This is a genomic window from Mesorhizobium sp. WSM4307 (assembly GCF_007003945.1).
GTDB lineage: Bacteria > Pseudomonadota > Alphaproteobacteria > Rhizobiales > Rhizobiaceae > Mesorhizobium.
The window spans coordinates 463,810-477,532 of sequence record NZ_VFTB01000003.1; the positions used below are offsets into that span (position 1 = coordinate 463,810).

16 protein-coding genes are annotated in these 13,723 nt (G+C 61.1%); 6 read left to right on the forward strand and 10 right to left on the reverse strand.

Translation table 11 applies throughout. The annotated features are described in order from the left end of the window. Positions 1-71: 71 nt before the first annotated feature. The 3 genes from FJV83_RS09250 to FJV83_RS09260 all read left to right on the forward strand — a co-directional run bounded on the left by FJV83_RS09250 (position 72) and on the right by FJV83_RS09260 (position 3,351). On the forward strand, positions 72-986 hold the full coding sequence (locus FJV83_RS09250; protein ID WP_095793312.1) for a sugar ABC transporter substrate-binding protein: 915 nt from the start codon (positions 72-74) through the stop codon (positions 984-986). A 73-nt stretch (positions 987-1,059) separates the two neighbouring features. Beyond that, positions 1,060-2,085, forward strand: coding sequence for a zinc-binding alcohol dehydrogenase family protein (locus tag FJV83_RS09255; protein WP_142876651.1), 1,026 nt, complete (start codon positions 1,060-1,062; stop codon positions 2,083-2,085). 102 nt (positions 2,086-2,187) lie between these two features. Continuing rightward, the gene (locus FJV83_RS09260; RefSeq protein ID WP_246691836.1) at positions 2,188-3,351 is read left to right on the forward strand and encodes a mannitol dehydrogenase family protein; all 1,164 of its coding nucleotides are present in this window, start codon (positions 2,188-2,190) and stop codon (positions 3,349-3,351) included. Positions 3,352-3,476: 125 nt separating this feature from the next. Here the strand turns inward: FJV83_RS09260 and FJV83_RS09265 are convergent, their stop codons facing one another. Beyond that, positions 3,477-4,016, reverse strand: a complete 540-nt coding sequence (locus FJV83_RS09265; RefSeq protein ID WP_095775938.1) for a dihydrofolate reductase family protein — start codon at positions 4,014-4,016, stop codon at positions 3,477-3,479. 306 nt (positions 4,017-4,322) lie between these two features. Next, positions 4,323-5,492 (reverse strand): MFS transporter, encoded by a 1,170-nt coding sequence (locus FJV83_RS09275; protein WP_142887198.1) that lies wholly within the window; start codon positions 5,490-5,492, stop codon positions 4,323-4,325. An 80-nt stretch (positions 5,493-5,572) separates the two neighbouring features. On the opposite strand from FJV83_RS09275, the gene FJV83_RS09280 reads away from it, so the two are divergent. Continuing rightward, positions 5,573-6,976 (forward strand): PLP-dependent aminotransferase family protein, encoded by a 1,404-nt coding sequence (locus tag FJV83_RS09280; protein ID WP_142887197.1) that lies wholly within the window; start codon positions 5,573-5,575, stop codon positions 6,974-6,976. Positions 6,977-7,321: 345 nt separating this feature from the next. Here FJV83_RS09280 and FJV83_RS09285 read toward each other — a convergent pair whose 3' ends face one another. From FJV83_RS09285 to FJV83_RS09305, 5 genes are all read right to left on the reverse strand, one after another. Beyond that, positions 7,322-7,570: a DUF982 domain-containing protein gene (locus tag FJV83_RS09285; RefSeq protein WP_142887196.1), complete on the reverse strand. Its 249-nt coding sequence runs from the start codon at positions 7,568-7,570 to the stop codon at positions 7,322-7,324. A 25-nt stretch (positions 7,571-7,595) separates the two neighbouring features. Further along, the gene (locus tag FJV83_RS09290; RefSeq protein ID WP_095775934.1) at positions 7,596-7,916 is read right to left on the reverse strand and encodes a DUF982 domain-containing protein; all 321 of its coding nucleotides are present in this window, start codon (positions 7,914-7,916) and stop codon (positions 7,596-7,598) included. Between the two features lie 84 nt (positions 7,917-8,000). Beyond that, on the reverse strand, positions 8,001-8,231 hold the full coding sequence (locus FJV83_RS09295) for a hypothetical protein (protein WP_095775933.1): 231 nt from the start codon (positions 8,229-8,231) through the stop codon (positions 8,001-8,003). A 58-nt stretch (positions 8,232-8,289) separates the two neighbouring features. Continuing rightward, the gene (gene groL, locus FJV83_RS09300; RefSeq protein WP_142887195.1) at positions 8,290-9,918 is read right to left on the reverse strand and encodes a chaperonin GroEL; all 1,629 of its coding nucleotides are present in this window, start codon (positions 9,916-9,918) and stop codon (positions 8,290-8,292) included. A gap of 60 nt (positions 9,919-9,978) precedes the next feature. Then, complete coding sequence (locus tag FJV83_RS09305) at positions 9,979-10,293, reverse strand: co-chaperone GroES (protein WP_095775977.1); 315 nt, start codon at positions 10,291-10,293, stop codon at positions 9,979-9,981. Positions 10,294-10,635: 342 nt separating this feature from the next. Here FJV83_RS09305 and FJV83_RS09310 point away from each other — a divergent pair, with 342 nt between their 5' ends. Both FJV83_RS09310 and FJV83_RS09315 read left to right on the forward strand, forming a co-directional pair. After that, complete coding sequence (locus tag FJV83_RS09310; protein WP_142887194.1) at positions 10,636-10,983, forward strand: hypothetical protein; 348 nt, start codon at positions 10,636-10,638, stop codon at positions 10,981-10,983. Between the two features lie 287 nt (positions 10,984-11,270). Next, on the forward strand, positions 11,271-11,573 hold the full coding sequence (locus FJV83_RS09315; RefSeq protein ID WP_281408865.1) for a DUF982 domain-containing protein: 303 nt from the start codon (positions 11,271-11,273) through the stop codon (positions 11,571-11,573). Between the two features lie 497 nt (positions 11,574-12,070). On the opposite strand, the gene FJV83_RS09320 is transcribed toward FJV83_RS09315, so the two are convergent. The 3 genes from FJV83_RS09320 to FJV83_RS09330 all read right to left on the reverse strand — a co-directional run bounded on the left by FJV83_RS09320 (position 12,071) and on the right by FJV83_RS09330 (position 13,487). Next, entirely contained in the window at positions 12,071-12,304 is a 234-nt protein-coding gene (locus FJV83_RS09320) for a hypothetical protein (protein ID WP_179296579.1), read from the reverse strand. A gap of 118 nt (positions 12,305-12,422) precedes the next feature. Continuing rightward, the gene (locus FJV83_RS09325) at positions 12,423-12,932 is read right to left on the reverse strand and encodes an Hsp20/alpha crystallin family protein (RefSeq protein ID WP_095775929.1); all 510 of its coding nucleotides are present in this window, start codon (positions 12,930-12,932) and stop codon (positions 12,423-12,425) included. Between the two features lie 87 nt (positions 12,933-13,019). Then, positions 13,020-13,487, reverse strand: coding sequence for an Hsp20 family protein (locus FJV83_RS09330; protein ID WP_095775928.1), 468 nt, complete (start codon positions 13,485-13,487; stop codon positions 13,020-13,022). Positions 13,488-13,723 lie beyond the last annotated feature (236 nt).

The window sequence follows — 13,723 nt, forward strand, 5'->3', positions numbered from 1 at the left end:
CCGGTCCGCAAATGCCTGAAGCGACTTCCGCCGGAAGACGCCTCAAATTCCAAGGGAGGAATGGAATGCCAATGAACCGAAAACTGTTCGCCGGGCTGGCGATCGCCATTGCGTTTGCGATGCCCGCTTCTGCCGCCGACAAGATCAAGGTCGGCCTGATTACGAAGTTCCCGGTGCCGTTCTACTCGACCATGGAGGACGCCGCCAAGAAATACGCGGCCGCCCATCCCGAGATCGAACTGGTCACCGGCCAGGGCCAGGCAGCAACCGACATTGAGGGTCAGATCGCTCTGATCGAGTCCATGATCACGCAAGGCGTCAAGGGTCTGGCGATCACTCCGGTCGATCCGACCGTTGCACCGGCGCTCGACAAGGCCGTCGCTGCAGGCATCAAGGTGGTTCTCGTCGACAACAGCATCCCAAACTGGAAGGGCCAGACCGCACTGGTCTCGACCAACAATCTCAACGGCGGCAAGATCGCCGGAGAGTACCTGAAGACCGTGCTCAAGAGCGGCGACAAGATCGGCATTCTGCAAGGCGTCCCAGGTGTGCCGGCGCTGGACGACCGGGTCACCGGGATGATGGAGGGCCTTGGCGACGTCAAGGTCGAGGTGGTTGGCAAGGGCGCAACCAATTGCACGCTCGAACTTGGAACGTCAGTGACCGAAGACATCCTGACCGCCAATCCCGACCTCAAGGCGATCTACTCGGCCTGCGGCCCGCCAATCCCGGGAGCCGTCAAATCGATCAGCAATGCGGGCATTGCCAACGACAAGATCATCCTGGTCGGCTTCGACGCCTGCTGCGGTGAGATCGAAGCCATCAAGTCGGGCGCGGAAGATGCCAGTGTTGCACAATTTCCGGCAAAGATGGGCGAGCTGGGCATCGACACTGTCGTCAAGGCGATCCGTGGGGAAGCTGTGGAGGCAAATGTGGATACCGGCGCCGGGCTCGTGACGCTGAAGAACGTCAAGGACTTCGAATAGGCACTCACACCTCGGCCCGGCGGCTACCCCAACCGCCGGGTCTTTTTTTGGAACATTTCAGGAAGATGCCCGAATGAAAGCGCTCGTATGCCGAAAGCCCGGCGAATTGATCTTCGAACATCGCCCGGCGCCGGGGCGGCCGGAAGCCGGATGGGCATTGATCAACATCAGCCATGTCGGCATCTGTGGCACCGACTACCATATCTTTGAAGGCAAGCACCCCTACCTGGCCTATCCGCGGATCATGGGGCATGAACTCTCCGGCACCGTGGAGGCGGTTGGTCAAGGCGTCGCCATCGAGGCCGGAGAACGGGTCGTCGTAAATCCCTATTTCGCCTGCGGCAAATGCATTGCGTGCCGTCACGACAAGCCCAATTGCTGCGTGTCGATAGAAGTGTTGGGCGTTCATCGCGACGGTGGCATGTGTGAACAATTGTTGGTGCCTGCCGGCAACCTTTACCCGGCTGCAGGACTCTCAGCCGTTGACGCGGCAGCCGTGGAATTTCTGGCGATCGGCGCCCACGCGGTGAGGCGCTCCAAGCTTGCTGCTGGCGTCCGTACGCTGGTCATCGGCGCTGGGCCGATTGGATTGGGTACGGCATTGTTTGCCCGTCTTGCAGGCCAGGCGGTGACGATCATGGACATGAGCAGAGAGCGGCTCGACTTCGCCGAACGCCAACTCGGTTTTCCTGTCATCGACAATGCATCGGCCTCGCCTGTCGAGCTGGTGCGGGAGCGAACCGATGGTGACGGTTTTGACCTCGTTTTCGACGCGAGCGGCAGCAAGGCCTCGATCCAAGCCGCATTCAGCTACGTGGCCCATGGCGGCGCCATGATATTGGTCAGCGTCATCAAGGACGAGGTTAGCTTCTCCGATCCCGAATTCCACAAGCGCGAAATGATTCTGATCGGCAGTCGCAACGCGACGCACGCCGACTTCCAGCACGTCATCGCCACGATCCACGCCGGAAAAATACCAATCGACCAACTCGTCACCCACCGCACCACCCTGCATGACAGCCCCCGGGATATCGCGATCTGGGCTCGGCAGAAATCCGGCCTGATCAAGGCCGTTATCGGCGTGGCGGAACTTGGCTGACTTAAAGCAAACGCGGATTGTCGGACCCGCAGCCGACGGATCATATTTGGACCGGCGGCCGATGCGTACCCTCACCAAGCGTCTAGAGAACGAGGAAGATCGTTGACCAACGAAATCGTCACGCCCATTTTCCAGTTTGGCACGAGCCGCTTTCTGCAGGCGCACGCAGCGCTCTTCGTGCACGAGGCGCTGTCGGCAGGCGATGCGGTCGGACCCATCACGGTGGTCGCGATCAGCGGCTCGGCGAGCGGCCGAGCCCGTTTGCAGGGGCTCGCCCGCGATGAGGGCTACCCGGTTGTCATCCGCGGGCTGAAGAAGGGCCACCGCGTCGAGCATGAAATCCGCGTGAAGAGCATACGGCGCGCGCTTGATGCCGAACTTGACTGGTCGCGGTTGACCACGCTGTTTGCGGAACAAGCGGAATTCGTTGTTTCGAACACGACGGAGGCGGGCCTCACCATTCCATCCGATCTCGTCGTCAACCTCACCCACGCCCGCGGCCCGGCGCCGGCGGGATATCCGGCAAAATTGCTCGTTCTGCTCGCGCACCGATTTGCGGTGTCGGCAAGGCCCGTCGTGGTGCTTCCAACCGAATTGGTTCCGCGCAATGGCGACACGCTGAAGGAAGCGTTGATCGCTTTGGCCAAGCGAAGCGGCGCCTCCGACGCCCTTTTGTCGTTCATCGCCGACGATTGCGTCTTTGCCAACTCGCTGGTCGACCGCATCGTCTCGTCGGCCATCGAGCCCGTCGGGGCAGTCGCGGAGCCATACGCGCTATGGGCGATTGAAAAGCAAGCTGGGCTGAGGCTGCCTTGCCGTCACCCCGCGATCGCGCTTGTCGATGATCTCGACCGCATCGAGAGACTGAAGCTACCCATCTTGAACCTCGGTCACACGGTGCTCGCACAATACTGGATGGCCGATGGGCTGAGACCCAACCTGACGGTGCGCGAAATGCTGGAAGTCGATGGATATCGAAGCTTGCTGACGGAGATCTATGGTTCCGAGGTCGTTCCTGGCTTCAAGGCCCGGGGCCTGGAGCAGGAAGCGACAGCATACGTAGCGACCACGCTTGAGAGGTTCGACAACCCTTTTCTTGATCATCGTCTGAGCGACATCGCCGCTGGTCACCTGACCAAGGTTCAACGGCGTATCGGCGGCTTTCTTCAGTGGGTGCCGGAGGAGCGCCGTCGACAGTCGCCATCTCTCGAGAAGATTCTCTCGGCCGTCGACCAGAATGCGGATCGCCAAAACGTCGTCCCATAATTGCATCTGTGCTGTCGTATTGGCTCGGCTGGTTGTGCGATCAAGGGTATCGCAACAACCCAATGGATCTGGGGGCGAGGCTAGGCGCCGCCCACAGATAGCAGCTTTCGCTGTTCGGATGGCAGTCAGTGCGGTCGATATGTGAGCGCCACGACACCATTCGCGAAGCGGTGCGTGCGGACGAGTTCCATGTTTATTTTGTCCGCATCGATGTCCGCAAAAGCGCGTTTGCCCTGACCGACCTTGGTAGGCAAGACTAAAAGGTCGTATTCATCGACGAGGTTGTTGTCCAACAGCGTTCTGTCCAGTTCCGTGATACCGTATTTCAGGATATGCCCGCCGGCCTGCCTCTTGAGCATGGCAAGTCCTTCGGCCACATCGCCTTTGATAAGCGATGCATTCCACCCGACCTCGTCGAGCGTCGTTGACGCCACCAGCTTCTTCAGCCCGTTGATTCGATCCATGTAGGCGCTTCCGGTCGCGTTAGGCCAAACCGGAGCGAAGTACTCATAGGCTTTGCGGCCGAGAAGGAAGAACTCGACATCGTCTAGCTTCCGAAGGGCAAACGCCCTGACCTCGTCATCGAAAAACCGTGACGCCCAGGTCATCGGCGACTCGACGATACCGTCGAGTGAGATGAAACTCGAAACCAGTAGTTTTCTCATGTCAGTCGCTCCTTGTGTTGGATGCCAAAACACGGGCGGGCCCATCAGCATCGCGCCGTCTAAATCTGTCCACCTGCCGTCGGCGAGGAATGCTCGATTGCGCCAACCATCGCCGGTCCCGCCGCCCTTTTTGCGAAACGGATTGGCTACGGCGCCTCAGCGCGCCGGCAGCGACCGGCGCATGAACGTCGCTGTGGCGAACATCGATCAGCCGGCGTCCCTGGCGCGTTGCGGCCCGATTCAGTTCAGGGATCGCATCCAGCCGGTCATGAAGTCCGCAGACAATATCGGAAAGAAATTGGCGCCTCAGCATGCATGGTTCCCTTTCGTTGTGGCGAGATGGAGGAGCGCAACGAGCGTGAAAACGCCAGCTGTCGCGACGAACGCCGTGCTGAACCCGACCGCTGTCGCAAGGCCGCCGAACGCAATGCCGCCGATACCGAGGCCCGCGTCATAAGCGCCGTTCCACAGTGCGCCTGCGCCATCGACCTGAGAGGGAGCCGCGCGGGCGAGCAGCTCGGCGAGAGTCGCGGTTTGCAGCACGCCGAAGGCTATCCCGCTCAAGAGCACGCCGCAGAGCACCTCTGCCTCGCCCGTGGCCGCCAGGCCGATTGCGGCGACGACACACGCGGCGAGGCCAGCGAGCATAGGCAGGCGCGTGCCGTGCCTGTCGACATGCCGTGCCGAAAGCCAGCGGGTAACGGTTGCGCCCAACCCCTGAAGCAGCAGGCCCAGCATGATCGTCCCGCTGGTCGCCTCCGGATGGGCGAGAGGAAGGAAGGTGACCGTTGCACCGACTAGGACCGCGCCGCAGCCGAGCGAGATTGCCGGCCCGATCGCCACGCCCAAAGGCGGAAGGCGATGAGCCTCGTGCGTTTCGATCTTCCGCTCGGAAGGAAGGAGCGCGGTCGCGGCAAGGGCGGCAAAGGCAAGCGTCGCCGCGCAGACGGCTGTACCCGGTGCACCGAGATTCGTCAGCACCCAAGGGCCAAGGGGAACGGCCACGATCGCCGGAACCGCCGACGCGACCCCAGATATGCTCATGGCTTCGGCACGCCGCGACGGCGGTGCAATCTGGGCCGAGAGACCGGAGGCGGCGACGAGCAGCACGCCGAGTGCGAGCCCGCGAACCGCGCAATTGAGGAGCAGCAGCGCGAGCGAAGCAGGAAAGGCCGTGAGGCAGCCTAGACCGAGCAAGCCGAGGGCGAGCGCGAGCGCGCTCCTACGACCGGCGCGGTTGATCACCTGTGGCGCGGCAATTTCGCCGACGATGGTGGCTGCCATCAAGGCGCCGGTTGCGGCGCCTGCGCCGCTGGTCCCTCCGACAGCCGACGCATGCGCGGGAATGGCCGACAGAAGCAGATAGAAGCTGCTCATTGCCGAAAGCATCACGCCTGCAATGCTCAGCATGGGAGCCGTCAAAATCGGCTCAGGAGCGGTTCGTGCCCGTGGTGCGGTAATTGCGGTTGTCGCCATGGTCTTGTCCTCACAGATGACGAGGCCCGGCTTACCGTGATACTGGTCTTGACGACATGGCCAGTTGTTGGGGAATTTAGTTGACCAGTTTGAACGCGGACATCGCTCTCAGCCTTGACCGCTCGATCAATGAGACCCTCGGCAGTCAGCTCCGCCGCGGCCTGCTGACCCGAATTCGAACCGGGGCCTTGCGCCCGGGCGTCCTCCTTCCCTCGACCCGCGCGCTCGCCGCCCAACTGGGTGTCTCGCGCCCACTTGTGGTCGACGCCTATGCGCAACTCGCCGCCGAGGGATTCCTGACCGTGCGTCAGGGCGCACGGCCGATGGTCGCCGCCGGCTTGGCGAACGTCGCCGCCTCGGCAGAGCAGCGGTCCGCCGATGAAGTGATCCGCTACGATCTGCGGCCGGCCATGCCGGACGTAGGGCATTTCCCGCGCAAGGCCTGGCTGAGCGCCGTCAGGCAGGTGCTCCAGACCCTTCCGGCGAGCGATCTCGGCTATGGCGACCTTCGCGGGAGTTCGGTCCTCCGGGCTGCGCTCGCCGATTATCTCGGCCGCGTGCGCGGCCTCATCGCCGACCCCTCACGCATCTTCATCACCAGCGGCTTTGCCGAAGGGCGCGCCCTGGCCTGTGTTGTCCTGCATGCCGTCGGAGCGCGCAGGGTTGCGGTCGAGGATCCGGGCTACAGCGATTGGGTCGCGGTCGACAAAGCCGGGCTCCTCCGGGTCCCCGTGCCGGTGGACGAGGATGGGATCGACGTCGACCAGCTCATCGCGACCGGCGCCGATGGCGCGCTGATTACTCCGTCGCACCAGTTTCCGGTTGGCGGCGTGCTCAGCGCGGTTCGGCGACAGCGGCTGGTGAAATGGCTTCATGAAACGGACCGCTATATTCTTGAAGACGACTATGATGCGGAGTTCCGCTACGATCAGGCGCCGGTCGGGGCACTACAGGGCCTCGCTGCCGATCGGGTCGTCTATGCAGGCACCGCAAGCAAGACACTGGCGCCGGCGCTGCGCCTCGGCTGGCTCGTGGTTCCGCCGCAGCTGATCGCACCGATGAACCGCGAGCTGCGGCGCTGGAGCGAAGGACCTCCGCGCATCGATCAGGACGCACTTGCGCACCTTCTGCAGTCAGGCGCCTATGATCGGCACTTGCGGAAGATGCGCCGTATCTACCGTGATCGCCGCAACAGTCTGCTGAGCTGCTTGAGGGACGAACTCCCGGACGTCGAGGTTGAGGGCGCGGCAGCGGGTCTCCACGTAACGGTGCGACTGCCCGCGACCATTGGTCGAGCCGGTGAGGCCGACATCGTCGCGCTTCTGCGAAAACGGGGCGTGGCGACCGAAGCGCTCGGACGATATTCTCAAACCGCGGCCGGGCCACGGCGCTTGTTCATCGGCTACGGCCGAATTCCCGACAGCGCGATTGCTTCCAGCGTCCGCTTGCTCGCGCAGACCATCCGTGACGTCTCGCCCCAGTGAAGTCCGGTGATCGCGGTCGGTGCAACGTGCATTTCTGCCCCATACACGCTCAATTCTTCCAGTTTGAATTGAGCGCTATCGCGTAAGTCCATAAGTTGTAGGCGAAATGATTTTGGGGGCCGTTTCGTCAGTCCTGTCCGGCAAATGATGGCACTCGTCAGCTCATGACTCGCCGTTTTCTAAAGGCTTGGGAACGATGCTTGCGATAGGCGGCGACAACGACGTGCAGGCTGGTTCCGACCTGGGCCGCCGGGTCATATCCGCTCCTTGCAGATCCGACGGAGGCGTGCAATCGGTCAGATTGCGTCGCTCGCAAAGCAAAGACTTACCTCAGCGCCGGGCTCACTATGAGACCTGGATCAAACCTGCACGACGGGCCGCCTTCAAAAATGCCCGTCTTGCTTGTTGCGGAGCCCGCCATCCGTCCAAGGCGTCGCGGCAAGTGCGGCGGGCAGCTCGATAGCTTGGTCCTCTCGCCCATTCCGGCCATTGGTCATAAAGGCACTCAAGTGCTTCCCAACTGCTGGCAACCACCCGCTCCCTCGAGGGTCTCACGCGCAGTCTCACTGGTTCGGAAAATCGAATATCCCTCATAGCTTTGTGCGCTCCCGCAGACCGATTACATCGACTTGTTGTAGGGGCCTCTCGAAGCCGCTCCGAAAGCGCCAACTGCCTCGGCCGCGACGATGTCGCCTGCGGCCTGTACAAGCAAATCCATGCGGCGGGCGAAGGCAACAAATGTGCTGCGAGCGGTTTCGGCATCCACCTCGCCGGCGAGGGCTGCCCGACAGGCATTGAGCGCGACGCCATGAGCAGAGTTTCGCTTCGATGGCGGCCATTCATCCAACAGGACGAAGGCGTCTTTTACGCTTTGAATGTCGGTCGGAAACCCAAGACCCACCAGCACCCTCACGGGATGCTGAAATTGATTGTGTTCCATATTTTCCTCCGTTTCACGCGATTAGCTCAATCGATCGGAAGCCTTTCCCATGGCGCGTGCGCGATAGATTGCGGGCGTCGCGCCTTAGCCTGCCGAACTCCCGTTTCCAGGAGGACCTTTGCTGTCGGTAAGATTCCGCGCGGCCAGAAACATCACCGTGTATGCTGCTTTGCGCCGGTCCCAACCCGCGGCCTCCGCTCTGTCGAGCAAGTCGACCAGTATCGGGTCAAGCGCAACCTTCAGGTCTGCTTCGTAGTTCAGATCGGTGGCCGCACGCGCCGGCGGCGGGATTACGTTCAAGTTCATCACGTTCATGGCTCTACCCATTTGTCAGGGTGTCCGGGCCCACCGGGCGCGGACACAGCCGTTGCCATCAGAAGTCCATGCCACCAGCCGGCATTGCCGGAACGGCGGGTTCCTTCTTCGGCTTCTCGGCAACCATCGCTTCCGTCGTTACTAGCAGGCCGGCAACCGATGCCGCATCCTGGAGTGCGGTTCGCACCACCTTCACCGGATCGATGACGCCCTCGTTGTAGAGGTCGCCGAACGCGTTGGTCTGTGCGTTCCAGCCCCAGCCGAACTCCGGTTTCTCACGCAACTTGCCGACGATGATCGAGCCTTCCGCGCCGGCGTTCTCAGCGATCTGGCGCACTGGCGCTTCAATCGCGCGGCGCACGATCTCGATACCATGCTTCTGGTCTTCATTCTCGGCCGGCACCCTGTCCAGTGCCTTGGCCGCACGCAGAAGCGCCACGCCGCCACCCGGCAACACGCCTTCCTCGACCGCAGCGCGCGTCGCATGCATGGCATCGTCGACACGGTCCTTGCGCTCCTTGACCTCGACCTCCGTCGAGCCGCCGACGCGGATGACGGCGACACCGCCGGCGAGCTTGGCCAGCCGCTCCTGCAGCTTTTCCCTGTCGTAGTCGGAGGTCGTTTCCTCGATTTGCGCCTTGATCTGGCTGACGCGACCCTGGATCTCGCTCCTCGAGCCGGCGCCGTCGACGATGGTGGTGTTCTCTTTCTCGATCACCACCTTCTTGGCGCGGCCGAGCATCTCCAGCGTGACGTTCTCCAGCTTGATGCCGAGATCCTCGCTGATGGCCGTGCCGCCGGTCAGAATGGCGATGTCTTCCAGCATCGCCTTGCGGCGGTCGCCGAAGCCGGGCGCCTTGACGGCGGCGACCTTCAGCCCACCTCGCAGCTTGTTGACGACCAGGGTGGCCAATGCCTCGCCCTCGACATCCTCGGCGATGATCAGCAGCGGTTTGGACGATTGAACGACGGCTTCCAGCACCGGAAGCAGTGCCTGCAGATTGGACAGCTTCTTCTCGTGGATCAGCACATAGGGCTCTTCGAGTTCGACGCGCATCTTGTCCTGATTGGTGATGAAGTACGGGCTGAGATAGCCGCGATCGAATTGCATGCCCTCTACGATTTCGAGTTCGGTCTCGGCGGTCTTGGCTTCCTCGACGGTGATGACGCCTTCGTTGCCGACCTTCTGCATCGCTTCGGCCAGGAAGCGGCCGATCTCGGCGTCGCCATTGGCCGAGATGGTGCCGACCTGGGCGATCTCGTCATTCCTGGTCACCTTGCGGGCGTTGGTCTTCAACTCCTGAACAATCGCTTCCACGGCTTTATCGATGCCGCGCTTCAGGTCCATCGGGTTCATCCCCGAGGCGACGGCCTTCGCACCTTCCTTGACGATCGCCTGGGCAAGCACCGTTGCAGTGGTGGTGCCGTCGCCGGCAAGGTCGCTGGTCTTCGAGGCGACCTCGCGCACCATCTGGGCGCCCATGTTCTCGAACTTGTCCTCGAGCTCGATCTCCTTGGCGACGGTGACGCCGTCCTTGGTGATGCGTGGAGCGCCGAACGACTTGTCGATGACGACGTTGCGGCCCTTGGGGCCGAGCGTCACCTTCACCGCATCGGCGAGGATGTTGACGCCGCGCAGCATGCGCTCACGGGCGTCGGAATGGAATTTCACTTCCTTGGCAGCCATTGGATCATTCCTTCAATAGGCAGCTTCATTGACTGGGTTGCTGTGGCGCTGAAGCATCGATCAGGCGGCTTTCTTGATCGTCGCGGCCCGGTCGATCACGCCCATCACATCGGTTTCCTTGATGATGAGCAGATCCTCGCCGTTGAGCTTGATCTCCGTGCCGGACCACTTGCCGAACAGGATGCGGTCGCCGATCTTGACGTCGAGCGGCGTGAGCTTGCCGCTCTCGTCGCGGGCGCCCGGGCCGATGGCAATCACCTCGCCCTCCTGCGGCTTCTCCTTGGCGGTATCGGGGATGATGACGCCGCCGGCCGTCTTCTCCTCGGCTTCGATGCGGCGGACCAGGACACGATCATGCAATGGACGGAACGTCATATCGTTCTCCTTCGGGACAAACAGATTTTTGAGGTTCCTCCACACCGGACCGGCAATATCGGGCCGGTGCGGGGCGCCACGACCCTTTTTCAGGCATCGCGCGGATATCGAGCTAGTTTTGGAATTTTCGAGTTTCAAGGGGTCGCTGGAAAAATTTTGGCACTCTGCATACAAGAGCGCTAGTGACATGAATTCATGCAGCTATTTTCGCTAGGACGCGCGACTTTCAGATCTTGAAATTCCGCAGGGACTCTACGAAATTTTTCGGCGCTGGAGTCCTGAAAAAGGGGCTCGAGCGCAAAACCGATGCCAAGGAGATTTGTTAGGAAGTGGAGACTATCGATGGAACGAACTTTCCCGAAAAACATCCCCTCGATCGCCCCTGAGGCCTCTGATCCTTCGCTTGACCGCCTGCTGTTTCCGACGCGGCACTTTAGTCACCCCAATGAGGTGGTGGGCGACCGCACGCTCGACATTCAGGAAAAGCGCGCCATTCTTGCCTCATGGGCTTCTGATGCTTGCGCCGTCGACTCCATGCCTGCGCTGCGAAAGCCACCGGGCGCTGCTAGCCCGGTGACGTTCGACGCCGTGATGGATGCACTTCGCCGACTGGACGACAGTCTCGCCGAGATAGGCTGTGACCGCGAGGAATGGCAGGCTCGAGAACGCCCGCAAAGACTTAACGCCTGAACGCGCGACAGGAGAGACGCCCTTTGTTGTTGTCACGGTGCTTTAAAGAAGGTTCTGGCTGTCTGGTTGCCAACACCCCTTGAACCTAAAAGAGGTGTCTCCAATCTCTTTACTATGTCCGGCACTATGTCCGGCGGCGGCTTGGCGGATCTCAAGTCGAACTCTGCCCTGTTTGCTATGGTATTCGCCCAAGCTCGTCGACTTGCCGGAACTGAGATCCTTGCCACACGCAGGCGAGGCAGGATCGGTTGTCACGCAGTTTGAAGGGAGGTCACATGGAAGATGGAATGTTCAAACAGACGATCTTCGTACGAGACGATGGCTTCGCTCTCAGAAGGATCGCTTGTGTCATGGATGCGATAGAGTTTCTTGAGGAATGGCCCCTCGAAAGGCGCGGCCTGCTTCACACAGCGGCGAGTGACACTTGCTACTCGGCATATGATGGTCGAAAGTCCGTCGATGCGGCACACAAGACATTCACGACTTGGGCACGCAGGGTCGGTGTCATTGAGGATATTCCCGTGGCGCCGCCTTGGATGACAGGGCCTAAGATTAGCGCTGCAGACCATCCTACAGAAATTGACGGTTGATTTCGCTTGCGGCGGCAGGTCGTACCGCCGCCGCATCGGTCGACGCGTCACTAGTGCCATGGGGAGGAGGAGTACTGGGTAGCCAAGGATGCGGCGACCAAGAAGAGTGAGGTGGTGACCAAAAAAACCGGACGGCACAAACTGACCGATGCCGGCAATAAGACGTATACAAGCAAGGCCAATGCCGACAAGGCATTGAAGGACCTGGCTGCTTGCAAATGAACTGACAGGCTAGTGCAGGTCGCCCCCCCTCCTTCTCGTGGGCCGCCTACACGTCGGCCAATGGTCGTCTTCGCAGTCTTTCAGGAACAAGGGCTCGAAGCTGGCAAGACACTTGCAGCGACGGCCTCGCGAACTGTCATGCCAACGACACGCCGTTGTCGGGCGAGGCCGCCCAAGTCCGCAAGCATCCTCGGACCTTAAACGGCGCGCTTGGAATCGCTGGAATAGCGTGGCGATCCATGCATCTCTGATCAACTACCGATGCCCGGATGCGCCTAGGCCGGATCTGCCACGTCGCCTTCGTCATCGGGCTCGATCAGGTCGATTAGCGCTGCCACCCGTGTTCCCGGCAGCGGTCGCCCCTGGCTCATCGGCGCCTCGTCACCAAAGGCCCAGGCCCACGCCTCTCTCAATTCCTCGAGCGAGGCACCGGACGCGATGATCTCCGCAATTGTCACGTCGTCTACAGGCCCGAGGACCGAGACAACGTCTTGGCGTGTCATGGTTATCCTTTTCCTTCCGGTCGAAATACCCCCGAAGCAGATGGGCATTCAATGGACGTCATTTGACCATCTCGCTATCTGCGAGTGCCGGGGCTAGTCGAGCCCCGGCACTCCTTCGCGACAGTCATTTGCTGCCATTGATCGCAATGCGCTTGGCGTTTGCCTGCGCCTTTGTGGTCTTTGGCAGTGTCACGGTGAGCACACCATTCTTGAACGCGGCCGCGACCTTGTCATCTTCAACCTCACGGCCGAGACTGAAGCGCCGCTCAAAGCGCCCATAATAGCGTTCGCTGAACTGGCGATCCTTGTCCTCGGTCTCTGCCTTCTTCTCGCCGCGAAGCGTCAGGACACCATCATCCAGCATGACCTCGATGTCATTCTCATCGAGGCCCGGGATTTCGGCCGTCACCCGGATTTCCTTATCGGTTTCCGAGAACTCCACGCTTGGCCAAGTCCCGTTGAGAGGGGGCACGCGGCCCAGAACCGAAGGTGTGTCAAAACCGCGGAACACCTCGTCGAATAGCCGGTTGACATTGCGGTGCAACGACAGGAACGGATCCATGTCGTCACCGCGATAAATGCTCGGTGCCTGGCTGCCGCCACGGCTCCAGGGAATCAAGTTCCGTACGCTCATTTGTCCTTCTCCTTTTCGTTTTATGGGTCGCACCCGGATCCCACCCACGACAGGACGGGGTGTCTTCTGCAGGCCGACCGCCAAAGATCAGGCCGCCGCGCTTTCAATGCGCTTGGAGGCCGCCTTTTTGTCGGTCTCGACATTAATCGCGATGCGGCGCGGCTTCATCTCCTCGGGAATTTCCTTCTTGAGGTCGATGATCAGCAGACCGTTTTCGAGTTTCGCCCCGACTATGGTTACATGGTCGGCCAGTTCGAATTGGCGCGCGAACGGCCTCAGCGCCAGGCCATGATGGAGGTACTGGACCTCCTCGTTCTCTGTCTTGGCGCCCTCGATCACCAGCATATTCGGCTGATGCGTGATCATAAGCTCGTTTTCACCGAAACCGGCCACCGCTAGGACAATTCGGTAGGTGTCTTCGCCGAGCTTGGCGATATCGTAAGGCGGCCAGTTGTCCGCATTCTGTGGCGAACTGGCGTTTTCGAGCAGGTTGAAGATGCGGTCAAAGCCGATGCTCGACCGATAGAAGGGGGAAAAGTCCACGTTCGTTCTCATAGCTACATCCTCCTTGGAGCAACATAGATACGAGGGAACGCCAAGAAGCCTGGCGCTCCCTGACACGTCGGCCCCTTGCACGGCGACCGACAAAGATGAGTTGGGAATCGATTTCCGCCGCGTCAAGAGCGACCGCCGCAATCACCGAGCAAATGACAACCAAACAGGCGCAGGCATTTGTGAGTTTTGCCAGGATAGCTGGGGTGCTGGCCAGCGGCTACTTCTGCAGTCTCGCG